Source organism: Pseudomonas sp. GW531-T4, from assembly GCF_017349615.1.
Taxonomy (GTDB): domain Bacteria; phylum Pseudomonadota; class Gammaproteobacteria; order Pseudomonadales; family Pseudomonadaceae; genus Aquipseudomonas; species Aquipseudomonas chlororaphis_I.
Genome location: NZ_JACMZT010000012.1, coordinates 1 through 18,575 on the forward strand (window position 1 = coordinate 1; position 18,575 = coordinate 18,575).

The window sequence follows — 18,575 nt, forward strand, 5'->3', positions numbered from 1 at the left end:
CGGGGGCGGCCGATGCGGACAAGGCTGGCAGCCTGATGGAGGAGGCATTGGCCAACCCGGCGAAAGAAACCGTGCCGGGTCAGCTGTGCATTCGTATTTCCCCGTTGCCCAACATGCCGGGGTATCCGGATGAGCCCTATCAGCTCTACGCCGATGGCGCACTTATCGACAAAGGTTTCAGCGACGAGAAGGGCAATGTGCTTTTCCAGCATATTCCCGGTACCCGCAACTACTCGGTGGAAACGGTGAATGGACACCGCTTCAACCTGGACATGAGCGAGACCTCGACCGAACAGACGCGCCAACGCAGTGAGCGCCTGGGGCGTGAGGGATATCGCGACTTCCCGGGCGCGGCGGCCTCTCTGGAGGCGTTGAGCAGCAGTGAGGCGTTCCGCCAATTGTGGGCGGATCAAAGCGAGCAGAAAGAGTAAAGGAAGCACTCCATGACATACCTCGATCAGAAACTGTCGATCTCGCTTGAAGAAAGCGCCGCAACCCTGACCTCGGATTGGTTCGCTCACAAGAACAATCCGCTAAGCCCGCCACGTCCGGCAGGCAACGTGGTGACGCCGCTGGTGTGTGGCGAGGAAGCCTTCAAGAAGGTCTATGAATGCATCCAGGCAGCTACGAAAAGCATCGACCTCATCAGTTGGGGCTTCGACCCTGGATTGCGTCTCGACCGGGCCTCGACCGACAGCCCCAGTCTGGGAAAACTGCTCAGGCAGAAGGCCGAAAGTGGTGTCGAGGTACGGGTACTGATCTGGAACAACCGACTGGCCCAGCTCGGTGAAAACTCGGTGATCGGCGAGGGCTGGAGCGGCGCCGGCGGAACATCGATGGGTTCCGGAATGACCGCGGGCAAGCCGGCTGACACCAGCGCCCTGGGTGAAAAACGGAAAAAGCTTCTGGAAAAACAGCAGCAGGAGCAGGCACGCCTGGAAAAACTTCCGGCAAACGACGAGGCTGGCCGACGAGCCACGCGCGACCGTCTGATCGACATCCAGCAAAGCCTGGATGCCCTGAACAGCGGGTACACCAAGGGCCGTGATTCGGGAGGGACGGTTCAAGCCCCGAACGAACAGGTCGAGACCCGAGATTGGTATCGCTGGGTAAACAGCCGCGAAGCCCGCAATATCGAGTTTCGTACGCGGGATTTCGAGTTCATAGGACAGTTGACCTACGACGATCAAAATGGCCTGCGCATGCATTGGGGGCGCCTTGCCATCCTGTGGCGACTGCTCAAGGACGAGTCTCACGATGTGTCCTTCATGCAGATGATGCTCCTGAGCCTGTTTCCCAGCCATCACCAGAAAACTCTGGTGGTCGACTACATGGACCCGCAAAAGGCGGAAGGTCTCGTGATGGGCCACAACCTGCAGCGCAACTACTGGGACACCACCGCCCACGCCTACGACGATGCAGCCGGCAAGCGCGACCTGGGCTTCGGCCCCTGGCAGGACCTCTCACTGCACGTACTCGGTCCGGTGCTGTTCGACCTCAATCACAACTTCTGCAATGCCTGGGACAAGAGCAGCAGCTGGATACGCCGGGTCTTCAAGGGCACCCTGAATCACGAGCGCTCGTCGGTGAAACCGCTGAGCCTGATTCGTGACGGTGGAGAGCCCGCGCAGATTTGCCGGACCCAACCGGAAGAAGGCCCGGAAAAAACCATTCTCGAGGTATATGAAAAGGCCTTGGGCAATGTGCACCAGTACGCTTATATCGAAAACCAGTACTTCCGCTACAAACCGCTGGCCGAACGCCTGAAGAAAGTTGCCGCCGACTATGTCGCTGCTGGCAAACAACAGGATCTGCACCTGTTCGTGGTCACCAACAACCCGGAGAGCGGGCACTTCTCCAGTTCCACCTACGAGATGCTCGACACCCTTGGTCAGGGCGAACTGATGCCTTTGGCCCACCGCGACATGCTCTACGATCAACGCCAGCTTGCCTATCGCCAGCGCGAACTGAAGGCCCGCGACGCATCACCGACACGCGATCAGGAACTGGCCAAGGTACAGACGCAAATGCATGAGCAGGGTATCGATCCGAGTCGCGCGGATGAACTCCTGGCCATGGACCCCAACAAACACTACAACCAGGCCGCGGCTCGCGAGCTGGAGCCGGAGCTGCTGCCGCCCAAGGGGTTGAAAATCATTGTCGCGACCCTGGTCAGTTGCAAGGACGGCGGCGAAACTGCGACTGCCAAGACGCGCGAGCAACGCCAGACAGAACGCGATATCACCGAACACCTCGGCCCGGAACAAGGCATGGCGCAGTACAAGTCCATCTATGTACACAGCAAGCTGCTGCTGGTGGACGACCTGTTCTTCACCCTAGGCTCCGCCAACATCAACGAACGCAGTCTGAACTCCGACTCCGAACTGAATATCGCCATGCCAAGCCCGCAAACCACCCGGACCTGGCGGGAGCGGTTGTGGGGGATGCATTCGGGGAAAGCAATTAAAAGCAATAAGCCTACCTTGAGTGAGAATGTTGCAGATGATTATGAAATATGGGATCGAGTAATAACGGACAATTGGGAGAAACAGAAGAAAAAACTTCCGTTGGTTGGAACAATAGTTCGATTCTGGGATGTGGTGACACCTTATGCAAAAGCTCTTGATTAATACAATATTTGCCATATTTTTTTGTTTGACTGGAGTAGAGGCCATGGCTGACGAATTTAAGTGTGTCCATGAAACAGATGTTGCACCCCCTTTAGATAAACAGGCAGATCAGTTTTTTGAACAGGCTCGTACTATTAGCAAAGAACGGCTGCCGGATTGGGCGAAGGTTGCTGATTTGTACCAAAAGTCTGTAGAAAAAAACCACTGGAAGGCCATGCATAATTTGGCGGAATTATATTTGCGTGGAGATGGTGTGCCGAAAAATACAAATAAAGCTATCGATCTTTATATGCGAATGGTCGAGCTTGAGGTTCCGTTGGGCTATTACGATATGAGTGTGATGGTACAACGGGGCGTAGGAGTTGTTCAGTCCGATAAGAGTGCAATGCAGTATTTAATTAAGGCCGCAAATTTAGGTAATCCTCAGGCTTTAACCCATATTGGGTACATATATATATATGAAAAAAATAATGATCAGTTGGGGTTGAAGCTTCTTAAATGTGCTGACAGGCAAAGTTATGCAGATGCTAGCTATAAAATTGCATCTTATAACAGTAATGTTGATAAGAACTATCCAGTTGCAATGTATTATTATCAGCGGGCTACTGCGTTGGGCATGCGGAAGGCAGCATTGGTAATTGAAAGCACTTTTGCGGATGGCGACTTTGGTTATAAAAAAGATGAAAAAATAGCACTTGCGTACAGTAATATTTCCAGTCAGTTGTACAAAAAACCCGACCTTCGCTTTCCTGATTTAGCCAAAGAGCATCCACTTCCACCGCACCCCATTCAGGGCTATCACGCCGACAAAGACATCAACTGGAAACCGACCGGACGTGATGACGACTATTAAAGCACTGCTGGCTGTTGTGCTATTGGGCAGCAGTGGTTTTTCCATGGCATACGATTTCAAGTGTGTTCATGAAAAAGACACTGCCCCGCCTCTGGACCAGCAAGCAGACCAATGGTTCAAGCAAGCTCGGGTGCTTAGCAAAAAACGCCCGGCTGACTGGAGCAAAGTGGCCAGCCTGTACCAGCAGGCTGTAGAAAAGAACCATTGGAAAGCGATGCACAACCTTGCAGAGCTATATTTACGCGGTGACGGGGTAGTCAAGGATACGAATAAGGCTATTGATCTGTATCTGGAAATGATCAAGCTACAGGTGCCGCTGGGTTATTACGATATGAGTGCAATGATCAAAAGAGGCATCGGTGTGGTGCAGTCTGATAGGCAGTCAGTAATATATTTGCTCAAGGCGGGAGATGTAGGTAGTCCGATAGCTCAAGTCAGGCTGGGAAATATCTATATTTATGAGACCAAAAAAAGAGACCTAGGGGTTTCCTATCTACGCTGTGCTGCAGATCAAAACGATGCAAGCGCGAATTATGAATTGGCCACATACTACGAGATCTTGGATAGGAATTACCCTGTAGCCTTGCATTATTATCAAAGAGCTGCAGCTCTAGGTGAGCGGAAAGGTGCCATGGAAATAGAAGATGTATTTCAAAATGGTAAGTTTTCTTATAATAAAGACAAGAAGACTGAAGATGCATACTACAAAGTATCCAGGGAACTTGCTAAAAATCCAGATTTGCGCTTTCCCAATCTGGCCAAAGATCACCCGCTGCCACCGAACCCTGTGCAGGGCTATCACGCCGACAAAGACATCAACTGGAAGCCAACCGGACGTGATGACGATTATTAGGGGAAAACCCACAACGAGAAATATCCCGAAAAAAATAGCGTCAACGAGCCTATGCGAAGTATCAAAACGGATTGATGAGCTGTCCCGAGAAAGGAGCCGCACAATGCATAAGATATTCACGGTACTGGCGATTTTGCTGCTTGCCATCTCGATACTCAGCGCTTTGCTCGGGTTGGCTGGCATTGCTGGCGGGGCAAGCGGCAGTGGGGGCATTTCCGACTCTGTCGACGTTGCGTTCCTGGTTGCCAAAGTGCTGCTCGCCTTGAGCCTGTTGTCTGGAGTGCTGGCTATTGCCTGGCCCAGGAGTGGATAAGGCTGGAGCAGGTTTCAGGATTCGCAGGGTTATGAGCAGGTCTCTTCGTGACGACTTATAAAGGCTGCTCGAAAACGAGCGTGACTTGGCAGTCATAATCCCCAATAACGCGTTCATCTTCCCTTAACGCTGCATAACTGTGGCGTTCCCTTCCGAAGCCGCTACACTGCGCCAGCCGTTCATTTTTTCTTTGGGGCTTTGCGCATGAAATTTCGTTTTCTGCTGTGGATGATGGGGCTGTTGATGGGCAAGGCCAGCCGGACCAATCCTGCGTTCCAGCAGCAGTTGGGTGACAAGGAACTGGTATTCCAGCTGCAGACGCTGGATGGCAAGGTGGCGCGGCATTTCCGGGTGAAGGATCAGCGGATTACCAGCAAGTCCGGTGTCTATCCCGAGCCGGCGTTCGCCATTGCCTTTAAAGACGCGGCTTATGGTTTTGCCACGATGCAGGCGAAGAACAAGCAATTGGCCTTTATGACCGGGATTCAGGACAAGTCGATCCAGATCAAGGGCAACCCGGCGCTGGTGATCTGGTTCCAGGGGCTGACCAAGTACCTGAAGCCGAAGAAGGCCAAGCCGAAGGCGTGAGGCCGGTCAGGTAGACCGAGGTGGATTCATCGCGGGCAAGCCTCGCTCCTACAGGGGCGGGGCTTGTCCGTTTTGTTTTCAGTGCTGGCTGAACTGCGAGGCCAGTTCGCGCAGCAGCACTTCGGCTTCCAGGACTTTGCTGACCACGTCTTCGGCTTTATCGCGGGATAGACCGAGACGTTCGAGCAGGGCGTCAGGGATGTCTTCGACGGGGCCGGAGCCGATGCCGCGGCTGCGCAGCAGGCGCACGGCCAGGCATACCAGGTTCGGGTATTCGGCGTAGGCACCGTCATAGCTCGGGTCGTGCTGGAAGCGCAGGGCGGTGGACAACTCGTCCGGCATATCCCAGTAGCGCATCAGCCAGGCGCCGATCTGCTCGCGGCTGATGCCCAGCAGGTGCTGTTCGACGTAGCTGTGGCACAGGTGCGGGTTGACCTCCAGGTGGCGGCAGATCAGCGAGAAGTGCGGCGGGAAGACGTGGGCCAGCAGCAGGTAGCCGAAGTTGTGCAGCAGGCCGGCGAGGTAGGTCAGGCCGGATTCCGGGCGCTGCGCGCGCGGCATGGCGCGGGTCAGGCCTTCGATGACGGCGGCGGTGTAGATCGACTGCTGCCAGTACGGCGTGCTGTGTTGCGGGTGGTCCTTGGGCAGGCTCAGGGTCTTGCCCAGGGCCAGGCCCAGCGCCAGGTTGATCACCAGGTCGAAGCCCAGCACGCGGACGATGGCGTCTTCCACCGAGCGGATCTTGCCCGGCGAAGCGTAATAGGGTGAAGCCGCCCAGCTCACCACTTGCGCGGCCAGGGCCGGGTCGGTTTCCACCACGCCGGTGATGTCGTCGATGGTGGCGTTGGGGTCGACCCGCAGCTTGATGATCTTCTGCGCGGTTTCGGCGAGCGGCGGAATCTCGATGGTCGCTTCCAGGCGTTGCTGGATACGCCGGGCGGTGAAGGCCTGCATGGCCTGGGTGATTTCCTCGCGGTCGTCGTCCGGGCGGTCGAGGTTCGGGCGGATGCTGCTCAGGGCTTCGCCGAAGTTGCCGGCGCTGGCCTTGCTCAGCATGCTCTTGAAGGCGTCGCTGGTGATTTCCAGCAGTAGGCCCGGCTCGCCGGAGTTGATCAGCAGGTGCGGCTCGCGCAGCAGGCTTTCTTCGTACAGGCAGGGCGAGCTGGTGAGCGCCGGCAGGCCGGGCAGCAGGCTCAGGTTGTGTTTGCCGAGCATGCGCTCCAGGCGTTCCGTGGAGACGGCGGTCAGGCGGCGGCCGGTCAGTTCGGCGAGGCGATTGAGGTCCAGCAGCTGGCTCTGCGGGAACAGCACCATCAGCGCGCCGACGGCATCATCCAGCAGGACGGCCTGTACCTTGCGCGCGGCTGGCAGGTTCGGGTGATCGAGGACTTCCGTGAAGCCGATGTCCAGCTTGCCGAGCAGCAGCCGGATTACAGACGGAGCGTGCGGGGCTGCGGTGGCGAGGGCAACTTCTGTCATGGTCTGTATCCGTTTTCAAACAATTTCAGGAGTATAACCAGCTTGATCGGGGCATTCGCCCCTTAACTGAGACGCTGCTCACACTTGGCCGTATTGCTGCCCGTGGCGCAGCCAGCGTTCCAGCAGCGGGCTGACGTGATGCGGCCAGCGCTCCAGCAAGGCCTGGGCGGCATCGCGCACGGCCGGCAGCAGGTCGGCATCGCGCATCAGGTCGGCGACCTTGAATTGCAGCAGGCCGGTCTGGCGGGTGCCGAGCATTTCGCCGGGGCCGCGCAGTTCCAAATCCTTTTCGGCGATGACAAAACCGTCGTTGGTTTCGCGCATGATGCCCAGGCGCTGGCGGCCGATCTGCGACAGAGGAGGATGGTAGAGCATGACGCAATGGCTGGCGGCGCTGCCCCGACCAACGCGACCGCGCAGCTGGTGCAGCTGGGCCAGGCCCAGGCGCTCGGGGTTCTCGATGATCATCAGGCTGGCGTTGGGCACATCGACGCCGACTTCGATCACCGTGGTGGCCACCAGCAGTTGCAACTCACCGGCCTTGAACTGGCCCATGACCTCGGCCTTTTCCGCCGGCTTCATGCGCCCGTGGATCAGGCCGACCCGCAGTTCGCCCAGGGCGCTGCGCAGGTCTTCGTAAGTGGTTTCCGCAGCCTGGCAGGTCAGCTCTTCGGATTCCTCGATCAGCGTGCACACCCAATAGGCCTGGCGCCCTTCGGCGCAGGCGGCGCGCACCCGCTCGATGACCTCGACGCGGCGCGAGTCGGTCACCAGCACGGTGTTCACCGGCGTGCGGCCTGGGGGCAGTTCGTCGAGGATCGAGGTGTCCAGGTCGGCGTAGGCGCTCATGGCCAGGGTCCGCGGGATCGGCGTGGCGGTCATGATCAGTTGGTGCGGGCACAGGCGCCCACCCACGCCTTTCTGGCGCAGGGCCAGGCGCTGCTGTACGCCGAAGCGGTGTTGTTCGTCGATGATCACCAGCGCCAGGTTCTTGAACTGCACTTCGTCCTGGAACAGCGCGTGGGTGCCGACCACCATCGGCGCGCCGGCGGCGATCTGCTCCAGGGCCGCTGTGCGGTTCTTGCCCTTGAGCTTGCCGGCCAGCCAGGCGACTTCCAGCCCCAGCGGCTCGAGCCAGCGCTTGAAGGTGATGAAGTGCTGCTCGGCGAGGATCTCGGTCGGCGCCATCAGCGCCACCTGGTAGCCAGCCTCCAGCGCCTGCAGGGCGGCGAGGGCGGCGACCACGGTCTTGCCGGCGCCTACGTCACCCTGGATCAACCGCAGCATCGGCTCGGGCTGGCTGAGGTCGTAGGCGATCTCGTTGCCGACCCGCTGCTGCGCGCCGGTGGGTGGAAAGCCGAGGTTCTTCAGGTACTGCGCCGGCAGCCGGGTAGCCTTGGGCAGCGCCGGAGCGAGTTGCGAGCGCAGGCTTTCGCGCAGGCGCTGCTGGGACAACTGATGGGTCAGCAGTTCCTCGAACGCCAGGCGATGCTGTGCCCAATGGTGACCCAGGGCCAGTTCGTCGACATCGGCGTCGGCCGGCGGGTGGTGCAGGTAGCGAATCGCATCGTCCAGCGGCGCCAGCTGGTAATCCCGCGCCAGCTCTTGCGGCAGCCAGTCCGGCAGGCTGCGCGGGCCGAGCAGGGCCAGGCTCTGCTGGCACAGCATGCGCAGGCGTTGCTGGGTCAGGCCTTCGGTGAGCGGGTAGATGGGGGTCAGGGTCTGGTCCACGGGCGGCGGTTCATCGCCGCTGATGGCGCGGTATTCCGGGTGGTAGATTTCCAGCCCCGAGGCGCCAGGGCGGGCTTCGCCATAACAGCGCACGCGGGTGCCGCGCTTGAGGCCTTCCTTCTGCGCGTTGCTGAAATGGTAGAAGCGCAGGCTGAGCCCGCCGGTGCCATCCTGCAGGCGTACCAGCAGGCTGCGGCGCTTGCCCATCACCACGTCGGCGCCGCTGACGGTGCCTTCGATCACCGCATCCTGGCCGGGGCGCAGCGCGCCGATCGGCACCACGCGCGTGCGGTCCTGATAACGCAGGGGCAGGTGGAACAGCACGTCCTGCAGGTTCTCCAGGCCGACCTTGGCCAGCTTTTCGGCCATGGCTTCGCCGACGCCCTTGAGTGCCGTGACCGGCACTTTCGACAGCTCAGTCATCGCGACGGTTTAACTCGCGGCAGGCGGCTTGGCCACCGAACACAGGCGGATCGAGTCGGCGAGGATCTCGATGGCTTTCGGCCGCGGGAAGCTGGCGCGCCAGGCGATCGCCACGGTGCGGAACGGCACGGGCGCGCTCAGCGGCCGTACTTCGATCACGCCGGGGGCGTAGTGATGGCTGTCCACCGCTGAGAGCGGCAGGATCGAGACGCCAAGGCCGGAAGCGACCATGTGGCGGATGGTTTCCAGGGAGCTGGATTCCACCGTGGTGTGCTTGGCGCCGTCGTTGCCTTTGGCCAGGGTCGGGCAAGCCTCGAGTACCTGGTCGCGGAAACAGTGGCCTTCGCCCAGCAGCAACAGGCTCTTGTCGTTGAGCAGGTTGGCGTCGATGCTCTCTTTCTGGGTCCAGGGGTGGGTGCTTGGCATCAGCACGTAGAAGGGTTCGTCGTACAGCGGCAGGGTCAGCACGTCGGCTTCGTTGAACGGCAGGGCGATGATGATCGCGTCCAGTTCGCCGTTGCGCAGCTTGTCGCGCAGTACGTGGGTGAAGTTCTCTTCGATGTACAACGGCATCTGCGGGGCGACCCGGTGCAGTTGCGGGATCAGGTGCGGGAACAGGTACGGGCCGACGGTGTAGATCGCGCCGACTTTCAGCGGGGCGGTCAGCTGGTTCTTGCCAGCCTGGGCCAGTTCGCGAATGCCCTGGGCCTGTTCGAGGACCTTTTGCGCCTGGGCGACAATGCCTTCGCCGACCGGCGTCAGACGTACCGCACTCTTGCTGCGCTCGAAAATCAGCACACCGAGTTCGTCTTCAAGCTTCTTCACGCCCACCGACAGGGTCGGCTGGCTGACATGGCAACGCTCGGCCGCGTGGCCGAAGTGCTGCTCTTGGGCGAGGGTAACGATGTAGCGTAATTCAGTAAGAGTCATAGCGGACGTCCATGAGGTTGCGGGCCAAGCATACCGGCTGCAATCGATAGACGCACGTTATCAGACTCAATGCTCGCTGTGACACCGGGCAATGCATGCGGGTCATGCCTGGAAAAGCAAAAAGGCACCTTTAGGGTGCCTTTCTGCTGGGGATCGCCTGTGCGTCATGCTCAGCGGCGACGTTTCTCCAGGGAGTAAACGAAGGGCGCGACGATCTCGATCGAGCCGTTGTTGAGCATGTCCGCCGGTGGCTTGGGCAGCGGCTGGGCGCGGCGGATCATTTCCAGGGTGGCCCGGTCCAGATCGGCGTTGCCCGAGCGTCCTACCAGTTCATAGGACAGCACGTTGCCTTGAGCATCGACCACGAAGCGCAGCCGGTTCAGGCCTTCCTTGCCGCGTGCCTGAGCGCCCGGCGGGTACTTCTTGTACTTGGCCAGGTGCGCCAGCAGCGTGCCTTGCCAGCTTTCCTTGGCGGCGATCTGGGCCGGCGAGGGGCCCGGAGCAGGTGCCGAGGACGGTGCCGCAGTGGGCGTCGGCGGAGCGTCGCTGGGCTTCTCTTCGCTGGGCTTTTCCTTCGGCGGTTCCGGTTTTTTCTCCACAGGCTTGGGCGGTTGTGGCTTGGGCTTGGGTTTGACCGGCTTGGGCACGGAAATCGTCGGCTTCGGCGCTTCCGCGAGCTTGGGCAGCGGCAACTCTTCGACCGGAGCCGGCGGCTGCGGTGGCGTCACGACCTTGGGCGGTGCGGGAGGAGGCGGTGCCGGAAGCGGCGCCAACTCGACCATCATCGCCTGGGGTGGCAGCTCGACCGGCGTGGGGGAACTCCAGTTGAGCGCGAGCAGGATCGCGACCGCATGGACCCCCAGTACGATGGCCAGGCTACCGCTGTAACGCGTCAGTTTTTGGCGCGTCGTGATCATTTCTTGGTAGCCGTCTCAAGTCCGACCAGGCCGACCTTTAGGTATCCGGCGGCCCGCAGGGCATCCATCACGCTCATCAGGTCGCCATAATCCACGCCTTTGTCGGCCTGGAAGAAGATCGTCGTGTCTTTTTTGCCCTGGGTCTTGGCGTCGAGGGTGGCGCCGAGGGCTTCGGCCTTCACTTCGTCGTCGCCGAGGTACAGGCGTTGGTCGGCCTTGACGCTGAGAAACACCGGTTTCTCGGGGCGTGGCGCCGGTTTGGCCGTCGAGGCCGGGAGGTCGACCTTGATGTCCACGGTGGCCAGCGGCGCCGCGACCATGAAGATGATCAGCAGCACCAGCATCACGTCGATGAACGGCGTGACGTTGATTTCGTGGTTTTCGGCGAGATCGTCTTCTGCGCCTTCTTTCAAATGCAGGCCCATGGCGGATTACCCTACTTTGGCCACATGAGGTTGCGCAGAGCGCTCGGCGGTCGGCAGGTGATCGAGATCACGGCTGACCAGCAGCAGGACTTCTGCGGAAGCGTCGGAGACCTGGGCCTTGTAGCCGGCGATGGAGCGGGCGAAGACGTTGTAGATGACCACCGCCGGAATGGCCGCGACCAGACCCAGGGCGGTGGCCAGCAGGGCTTCGGCGATGCCGGGGGCGACGACGGCGAGGTTGGTGGTCTGGGTTTTGGCGATGCCGATGAAGCTGTTCATGATGCCCCACACGGTACCGAACAGGCCGACGAAGGGCGCGGTAGAACCGATGGTGGCGAGCACGCCGGTGCCGCTGCTCATGTTGCGGCCGCAGGCGGCTACCAGGCGCTCGAGGCGGAAGCTGACGCGTTCCTTGATGCCTTCTTTCTCGCGGCTGTTGGCCGACAGGCGCATTTCTTCCAGGGCATCGTGGACCAGCAGATTGGCCAGGGTGCCTTCTTTGGCGGCGGTGACGCTGGCTTCCTTGAGGGTGGTGGCCTTTTTCAGGGCGAGGATCTCACCGCGCAGGCGACGCTTGGCGCCCATCAGCTCGAAGCCTTTGGCGATCCAGATGGTCCAGGTGATGATCGAGGCGATGGCCAAGCCGATCATCACCAGCTTCACGATGATGTCGGCGTTCTGGTACATGCCCCAAGGAGACAGGTCGTGCGCCATGCCCAGGCTGTTGTCCGCTTCGAGGACTTCAGGTGCGTCGTCGGCCGGCTCGCCTTCGGCAGGTGCCGGCGCTGCGGCGACCGGGGTGGCTACCGGCGCCGTGGCATCGGCCGGCGCGTGGGCTGCCGCAGGTGTCGAGGCGCCAGTCGGGGCCTGCTCATCGGCGAAGGCCGCGGTCGGTGCCAGCAGCAGGCTGAACAGCAACGCCGCGGCCGCACTCATGGCGCGCAGCGGGCTTGGGCGTTGGGTTGGCGAAGCGGAGAATGGATTGCGTGTCATGCTGGCCGGACCTGAGAGGGAAAAGGGTAAGTGTCCTTCTAGGCCTCGCAGGGCCGAGAACAAATGGGCCGTCATTATTGCAACTAATTCTTGTTAACAGAAGTAATAGAGTATCTTTTTTTCTTTGATTGCTAGCCGCTCGTCCATTGCCGACGCTAGTCTGTGCCTTTCTGATAGGAGTTTTCTGATGTCCGCCCCTTCTGTTCTGATCGCTGGCTGTGGTGATGTCGGCAGCCGTCTGGCGAAGCAACTGCTGGCTGAAAACTGGCAGGTCTACGGCCTGCGGCGCACGGTTTCGCAATTGCCGGAAGGGGTGATCGGCGTGGCGGGCGATCTTTTCAGCGAGCAGTGCCCGGCAGCCTGGCCCACCACATCGCTGGATTACCTGGTGTACAGCGCGGCCGCTACCGAGCATGACGAGGCGGGCTATCGCGCGGCCTATGTCGAGGGGCTGACCCATGTGCTGGGCTGGCTCAAGCAGAACGGGCAGTCTCCGAAGCGCCTGTTGTTCGTTTCCAGCAGCAGCGTCTATGGGCAGAAAGACGGCGAGTGGATCGACGAAACTTCGCCGGCGCAGGCCGGCGGCTATTCCGGCCGGCTGATGCTCGAGGCCGAGCAAGTGGCGTTGCAGAGTGGCATTCCAGCCAGCCTGGTGCGCTTGACCGGGATCTACGGCCCGGGGCGGGAATGGCTGTTGAACCAAGTGCGCCAGGGGTATCGCGTGGCCATCGATCCGCCGTTGTATGGCAACCGCATCCATGCCGACGACGCCGCGGGGTTGCTGGCCTTCCTGCTGCAGGCCGATCGGCGTGGCGTGCAGCTTGAGGACTGCTACATCGGGGTCGACGACGCGCCGGTGCCATTGGCGGAGGTGGTGGGCTGGCTGCGCGAGTACCTGGGCGTGACCGAGTGGGCGGATAATTCGAGTGTGCGGCGCTCCGGCAGCAAGCGCTGCAGCAATGCCCGCGCCAGGGCCCTGGGCTGGGAGCCGCGTTATCCGAGTTTTCGCGAGGGGTATGCGGAGATTATCGAAGGCTGAAACTGTAGGAGCGAGCTTGCTCGCGATAGCGGTCTAACCTGAGACACCGCTGATCGCGAGCAAGCTCGCTCCTACAGGGAGGCGGGGATCACTGTTTTTCCAGTAGCCACTGGCGCGTACCCGGGGTGAGGGAAGGTACCTCGTCCGCCTGGGCGGTGTTGATGGTCTGGAAGATCTCCAGTTGCTCACCGTTACGCGCGAAGATCCACGGGTTGCCCTGGCCGTTGAGCTGCAGCCAGAGGTTGTCGTAGCCGCCGCTCATCGACGCGCAGTCGCCGGCAAGGCAGAGTGCATAGCGATCGGCGCCCGGCAGGCCCATGACCTGGCCGTTGGACTGGAACAGTACGGTGCCGCCTTGGCCCGGGCCGTTGACGATTTTCCATTCGCCGCCCAGGTAGGCCGAGTACAGCGCGCGCTCGAAGTTGGCGCCCAGTGGCGCGCCTTCCGGGGCCGGGTCCTTGGGACGATCGAAGACCTGTTCCGGCTCGTTGTCGTTGGCTTCTTGCAGCAATTGTTTGCCGTCGCGTTTCAATTCGCTGGCAGAGCTGCCGTAGAAATCGATTTTCCAGGAGCCGGACTCTTCAGCCAGCACCTTGCCTTCGACATTTTCGAAGCCGTTGGTGTAGCGCGCCTGGCTGGCCTTGGTGTTGACGTCCCATTCCAGGTTCGGGCCGTAGCCTTGCAGGGCTTCGCGCAGCGGTCCGCCTTTGGCGGCGGCGTCGATGGCGACCTGATTGATCCAGGTGCCACTGATGTCACGGTCGGCGGGATCGCTGGCACAGCCGCCGAGGAACAGGGCGCACAACGAGAGGGCTAGCGCTTTGCGCATGAGGAAATCCTTTCAGAACGAAGACGGCGCGGCCTGGGTAGCCGCGCCGGACGTGTTACTCGATGACCAGGATGGCATCCATTTCAACCTGCGCGCCTTTTGGCAGGGCGGCAACGCCGATGGCGGCGCGGGCAGGGTAAGGCTGCTGGAAGTACTTGCCCATGATCTCGTTGACCTTGGCGAAGTGGCTCAGGTCGGTGAGGAAGATGTTGAGCTTGACGATGTCCTTGAACGAACCACCGGCGGCCTCGGCCACGGACTTGAGGTTCTCGAATACCTGGACGGTCTGGGCTTCGAAGCCTTCCACCAGTTCCATGGTCTTTGGATCGAGCGGGATCTGGCCGGACATGTAGACGGTGTTGCCTGCCTTGATCGCCTGGGAATAGGTGCCGATCGCGGCGGGTGCCTTGTCGCTGGTGATAACGGTCTTGGTCATGAATGACTCCTTGTAATGGGCGGGCTGTATAGCGAGCTATGCACGCATGCGAGTGATGCGAATGACCCCGGTCAGGGCGCGCAGTTTCTTGATCACACGAGCCAGGTGCACGCGGTCGTGCACGCTGACCACCAGTTGGACCACGCTGATGCGACCATCCCGTTCGTCCATGCTGATTTTCTCGATATTGCCGTCGGCCGCGTTGACGCTGCTGGCCAGCAGGGCGATCAGGCCGCGCTGGTGTTCCAGCTCGACGCGCAGCTCGACGTTGAATTCGCCGGTGACATCCTTGGCCCACGAAAGCTGGATGCATTTTTCCGGGTTGTGGCGGATTTCGCTGATATTGCGGCAGTTGTCCAGGTGCACCACCATCCCCTTGCCCGCGGACAGGTGGCCGACAATCGGGTCGCCCGGGATCGGCGTGCAGCACTTGGCGTAGCTCAGGACCAGGCCTTCGGTACCGCGAATGGCCAGCGGACCTTCCGGGCTTGGCAGCTGTTCGCCTTCGCCGAGCAGGCGGCGGGCGACCACATAGGCCATGCGGTTGCCCAGGCCGATGTCTTCCAGCAGGTCTTCGATCAGTTCCAGGCGATACTCGGTGAGCATCGCTTGCACGCGTTCGGCGGGGATCTTTTCCAGCGCGCTGTCGAAACCGTTGAGCACCTTGTTCAGCAGGCGTTCGCCCAGGCTGATGGACTCGGAGCGGCGTTGCAGTTTCAGCGCATGGCGAATGTGGGTGCGAGCCTTGCCGGTGACCACGAAGTTGAGCCAGGCCGGGTTGGGGCGTGCGCCCGGGGCGCTGACGATTTCCACGGTGGAGCCGCTTTGCAGCGGTTCGGACAGCGGCGCCAGGCGGCGATTGATACGACAGGCGATGCAGCTGTTGCCCACGTCGGTGTGCACCGCGTAGGCGAAGTCCACTGCGGTGGAGCCTTTGGGCAGCTCCATGATCCGGCCCTTCGGCGTGAACACGTAGACCTCGTCCGGGAACAGGTCGATCTTCACGCTCTCGATGAACTCCAGGGAATTGCCGGCGCGTTGCTGCATCTCCAGCACGCCCTTGACCCACTGACGAGCCCGGGCATGAGTGCCCTTTGGCTGCTCGTCGCCGCTGGATTTGTACAGCCAGTGGGCGGCGATGCCGTTGTTGGCCATCTCTTCCATTTCGCGGGTGCGGATCTGGATCTCGATCGGAACGCCGTGCATGCCGAACAGCGTGGTGTGCAGCGACTGGTAGCCGTTGGCCTTGGGAATCGCGATGTAATCCTTGAAGCGACCTGGCAGCGGCTTGTACAGGTTGTGTACGGCGCCGAGCACGCGGTAGCAGGTGTCGACCTTGTCGACGATGATCCGGAACGCGTAGACGTCCATGATCTCGTTGAAGGCCCGGCGTTTGCCGCGCATCTTTTTATAGATGCCGTACAAGTGTTTCTGGCGGCCGCTGACTTCTCCCTGGATGCCGTCGATGGCCAGGCAGTGGCTCAGGGATTCTTCGATCTTGTTGACGATTTCCTTGCGGTTGCCCCGGGCGCGCTTGACCGCCTGGTAGATCCGCGCGGAACGCATCGGGTGCATGGCCTTGAAACCGAGGTCTTCGAATTCGATGCGGATGCTGTGCATGCCCAGGCGGTTGGCGATGGGCGCATAGATCTCCAGGGTTTCCTTGGCGATCCGCCGGCGTTTTTCACCGGACAGCACTTCCAGGGTGCGCATGTTGTGCAGGCGGTCGGCCAGCTTGACCAGGATCACGCGAATGTCGCGCGCCATGGCCATGGCCATCTTCTGGAAGTTTTCCGCTTGGGCTTCGGCCTTGGTCTCGAAGTTCATCTGGGTCAGTTTGCTGACCCCGTCGACCAGTTCGGCCACGGTTTCACCGAACTGCGCTTGCAGCGCTTCTTTGGCGATACCGGTGTCTTCGATCACGTCATGCAGCATGGCCGCCATCAGGCTCTGATGGTCCATATGCATGTCGGCGAGAATGTTTGCGACCGCTAATGGGTGCGTGACGTACGCCTCGCCGCTGCGACGGCGCTGACCGTCATGGGCTTGTTCGGCGTAGAAATACGCTCGGCGGACCAGATTGACCTGGTCCGTGCCGAGATAGGTCGATAAGCGATCGGCGAGGGCGTCTATGCTCGGCATGATGACTCCTGCCGTAGGCTGTGATCCCGCGCCGTGCTACGTCGACCAGGCATAGGCTTAGACGGCCTCGTTGGACTCGTCCTCGAAAGCAGCAAAAAGCGGTTCATCTTCAACGATTTCGGCTTCGGCGATAGCTGCGTAGTCGATCAGGCCTTCAGCGATTTCGCGCAGGGCGACGACGGTAGGCTTGTCGTTTTCCCATGCTACTTTCGGCTCTTTGCCGCCGGTTGCCAGTTGACGGGCACGCTTGGTAGAGAGCATGACCAGCTCAAAGCGGTTATCCACGTGTTCTAGACAGTCTTCAACGGTTACGCGGGCCATGGTCTTCCTCGTAGCAAATGCAATATGCGCGCTGCCCGGATGGGCGAGCGGACTCAACAGTTTAAAAAATCACCAGCGATTAGGGAAGCGCTGATTTTTTAACCAAGCTTTCCGACGCGCTACAAGCGCCAATGTAAAGCCCTTGCAGCGGTTTTGGGAAGTGCTATTCAGCCCAGCAATTCGGCGAGCAATTTGCCGAAACGCTGTTGCTGGTGCTTTTGGTGCAGCTGGTTGGTGCGGAAAATCGCCTTCAGGTCGTCCAGCGCATGGGCGAAATCGTCGTTGATGATCAGGTAGTCGTAATCGACGTAGTGGCTCATTTCGCTGACGGCTTCGCGCATCCGGCCTTCGATGATCTCGTCGCTGTCCTGGCCGCGGTTGGTCAGGCGCTGGCGCAAGGCCTGCTGGGACGGCGGCAGGATGAAGATCGAACGCGCCTGGGGCATCAGCTTGCGCACTTGCTCGGCACCTTGCCAGTCGATCTCCAGGATCAGGTCGTGACCTTCGTCCAGGGTCTGCTGCAAGTGGCTTTGGGAGGTGCCATAGAGATTGCCGAAGACTTCGGCGCGCTCGAGGAAGTCGCCGTGTTCGCCCATCTTCACGAACGCTTCGCGGGAGACGAAGTGGTAGTTCACGCCGTCCACTTCGCCCGGGCGCATGGCGCGAGTGGTGTGGGAAACGGAAACGCGGATCGACGGGTCGGCGTCGATCAGGGCCTTGACCAGGCTGGTCTTGCCCGCGCCCGAGGGGGCGGAAATGATGTAGAGGGTGCCGGTGCTGTGGTTCATGTCTGGGTAGCCTTACTCAATATTCTGTACTTGTTCGCGCATCTGCTCGATCAACACCTTGAGGTTGACCGCAGCCTGGGTGCTGCGCGGGTCGAAGGCCTTGGAGCCCAGTGTGTTGGCTTCGCGGTTGAGTTCCTGCATCAGGAAGTCCAGGCGCCGTCCAGCGGCGCCGCCGGACTTGAGTACGCGGCGCACTTCGATGATGTGGGTGCTCAGGCGGTCCAGTTCTTCGGCGACGTCGCTCTTCTGGGCGAGCAGCACCATTTCCTGTTCCAGGCGGGTAGGGTCCAGTTCGGCCTGCATGTCGGCGAAGCGATCGAGAACCTTCTGGCGCTGGGTCGCGAGCATCTGCGGGACCAGTTCGCGCAGGGTCACGACATCTTCCTCGATGGAGGTCAGGCGTTCGTTGATCAGCCGGGCCAGCTCCGCGCCTTCGCGCTCGCGGCCGCTCTTCAGCTCTTTCAGCCCTTGGTTGAACAAGCTCAGGGCTTCGTTGTTCAGCGCCTGCGGGTCGCTGGCATCGGCCACCAGGACGCCGGGCCAGGCCAGCACTTCCAGTGGGTTCAGCGCCGCCGGCTGCTTGATCAGGCTGGCAACGGACTCGGCTGCCGCCACCAGTTGCGCGGCGCGCTCCCGGTCGACCTGCAGTGGTTTGCCGGTGGTTTCTTCGGTGAAGCGCAAGGTGCATTCGAGCTTGCCGCGCGACAGTCCCTGGCGCAGCGCCTCGCGGACCGCGCCTTCCAGATCGCGAAAGGATTCCGGCAAGCGCAGGTGCGGTTCCAGGTAACGGCTGTTGACCGAGCGCAGTTCCCAACTCAGGGTGCCCTGAGTGCCGGCCCGTTCTACCCGGGCGAAGGCGGTCATGCTGTGCACCATGGAGGTACC

Annotated in this window: 18 protein-coding genes and 1 pseudogene; 7 read left to right on the forward strand and 12 right to left on the reverse strand. The window is 60.8% G+C overall.

Annotated elements, in window-relative coordinates:
- From J4D28_RS11930 to J4D28_RS11955, 6 genes and pseudogenes are all read left to right on the forward strand, one after another.
- Positions 1–431 (forward strand): annotated as a pseudogene (locus J4D28_RS11930) (type VI secretion system tip protein VgrG); the annotation flags it as partial.
- 12 nt (positions 432–443) lie between these two features.
- Positions 444–2,630: a phospholipase D-like domain-containing protein gene (locus tag J4D28_RS30435; protein WP_103330851.1), complete on the forward strand. Its 2,187-nt coding sequence runs from the start codon at positions 444–446 to the stop codon at positions 2,628–2,630.
- Positions 2,631–2,673: 43 nt separating this feature from the next.
- Positions 2,674–3,483: a tetratricopeptide repeat protein gene (locus tag J4D28_RS11940; protein WP_158250321.1), complete on the forward strand. Its 810-nt coding sequence runs from the start codon at positions 2,674–2,676 to the stop codon at positions 3,481–3,483.
- Positions 3,470–4,336 carry a tetratricopeptide repeat protein gene (locus J4D28_RS11945; protein WP_103330852.1) on the forward strand — a complete coding sequence of 289 codons (867 nt, stop codon included), beginning with the start codon at positions 3,470–3,472 and terminating at the stop codon, positions 4,334–4,336. The genes J4D28_RS11940 and J4D28_RS11945 overlap by 14 nt, the downstream gene beginning before the upstream one ends.
- A gap of 103 nt (positions 4,337–4,439) precedes the next feature.
- Complete coding sequence (locus tag J4D28_RS11950) at positions 4,440–4,649, forward strand: hypothetical protein (RefSeq protein WP_016703149.1); 210 nt, start codon at positions 4,440–4,442, stop codon at positions 4,647–4,649.
- 204 nt (positions 4,650–4,853) lie between these two features.
- Positions 4,854–5,237, forward strand: coding sequence for a hypothetical protein (locus J4D28_RS11955; RefSeq protein WP_009051576.1), 384 nt, complete (start codon positions 4,854–4,856; stop codon positions 5,235–5,237).
- A 78-nt stretch (positions 5,238–5,315) separates the two neighbouring features.
- On the opposite strand, the gene J4D28_RS11960 is transcribed toward J4D28_RS11955, so the two are convergent.
- The 6 genes from J4D28_RS11960 to exbB form a co-directional block, all read right to left on the reverse strand.
- Entirely contained in the window at positions 5,316–6,716 is a 1,401-nt protein-coding gene (locus J4D28_RS11960) for an aminoacyl-tRNA deacylase and HDOD domain-containing protein (protein WP_028683647.1), read from the reverse strand.
- 78 nt (positions 6,717–6,794) lie between these two features.
- On the reverse strand, positions 6,795–8,870 hold the full coding sequence (gene recG / locus J4D28_RS11965) for an ATP-dependent DNA helicase RecG (RefSeq protein WP_028683648.1): 2,076 nt from the start codon (positions 8,868–8,870) through the stop codon (positions 6,795–6,797).
- A 9-nt stretch (positions 8,871–8,879) separates the two neighbouring features.
- Positions 8,880–9,800, reverse strand: a complete 921-nt coding sequence (locus tag J4D28_RS11970) for a hydrogen peroxide-inducible genes activator (protein WP_009051573.1) — start codon at positions 9,798–9,800, stop codon at positions 8,880–8,882.
- Positions 9,801–9,970: 170 nt separating this feature from the next.
- Entirely contained in the window at positions 9,971–10,717 is a 747-nt protein-coding gene (locus tag J4D28_RS11975; RefSeq protein WP_009051572.1) for an energy transducer TonB, read from the reverse strand.
- The gene (exbD, locus tag J4D28_RS11980) at positions 10,714–11,142 is read right to left on the reverse strand and encodes a TonB system transport protein ExbD (protein WP_007921142.1); all 429 of its coding nucleotides are present in this window, start codon (positions 11,140–11,142) and stop codon (positions 10,714–10,716) included. The genes J4D28_RS11975 and exbD overlap by 4 nt, the downstream gene beginning before the upstream one ends.
- A 6-nt stretch (positions 11,143–11,148) precedes the next feature.
- On the reverse strand, positions 11,149–12,135 hold the full coding sequence (gene exbB / locus J4D28_RS11985) for a tonB-system energizer ExbB (RefSeq protein ID WP_009051571.1): 987 nt from the start codon (positions 12,133–12,135) through the stop codon (positions 11,149–11,151).
- Positions 12,136–12,322: 187 nt separating this feature from the next.
- On the opposite strand from exbB, the gene J4D28_RS11990 reads away from it, so the two are divergent.
- On the forward strand, positions 12,323–13,174 hold the full coding sequence (locus J4D28_RS11990) for an SDR family oxidoreductase (RefSeq protein ID WP_009051570.1): 852 nt from the start codon (positions 12,323–12,325) through the stop codon (positions 13,172–13,174).
- An 88-nt stretch (positions 13,175–13,262) separates the two neighbouring features.
- On the opposite strand, the gene J4D28_RS11995 is transcribed toward J4D28_RS11990, so the two are convergent.
- The 6 genes from J4D28_RS11995 to J4D28_RS12020 form a co-directional block, all read right to left on the reverse strand.
- Complete coding sequence (locus J4D28_RS11995; RefSeq protein WP_009051569.1) at positions 13,263–14,003, reverse strand: hypothetical protein; 741 nt, start codon at positions 14,001–14,003, stop codon at positions 13,263–13,265.
- A 55-nt stretch (positions 14,004–14,058) separates the two neighbouring features.
- Positions 14,059–14,439, reverse strand: coding sequence for a RidA family protein (locus tag J4D28_RS12000; RefSeq protein ID WP_007921133.1), 381 nt, complete (start codon positions 14,437–14,439; stop codon positions 14,059–14,061).
- A gap of 36 nt (positions 14,440–14,475) precedes the next feature.
- A complete protein-coding gene (spoT, locus tag J4D28_RS12005) occupies positions 14,476–16,581 on the reverse strand; it encodes a bifunctional GTP diphosphokinase/guanosine-3',5'-bis pyrophosphate 3'-pyrophosphohydrolase (RefSeq protein WP_007921131.1) in 2,106 nt (701 codons plus the stop codon).
- 57 nt (positions 16,582–16,638) lie between these two features.
- Complete coding sequence (gene rpoZ / locus J4D28_RS12010) at positions 16,639–16,902, reverse strand: DNA-directed RNA polymerase subunit omega (protein ID WP_007921129.1); 264 nt, start codon at positions 16,900–16,902, stop codon at positions 16,639–16,641.
- Between the two features lie 167 nt (positions 16,903–17,069).
- Positions 17,070–17,690, reverse strand: a complete 621-nt coding sequence (gmk, locus tag J4D28_RS12015) for a guanylate kinase (RefSeq protein ID WP_009051568.1) — start codon at positions 17,688–17,690, stop codon at positions 17,070–17,072.
- Between the two features lie 12 nt (positions 17,691–17,702).
- On the reverse strand, positions 17,703–18,566 hold the full coding sequence (locus J4D28_RS12020) for a YicC/YloC family endoribonuclease (RefSeq protein WP_007921125.1): 864 nt from the start codon (positions 18,564–18,566) through the stop codon (positions 17,703–17,705).
- Between the last annotated feature and the right edge of the window lie 9 nt (positions 18,567–18,575).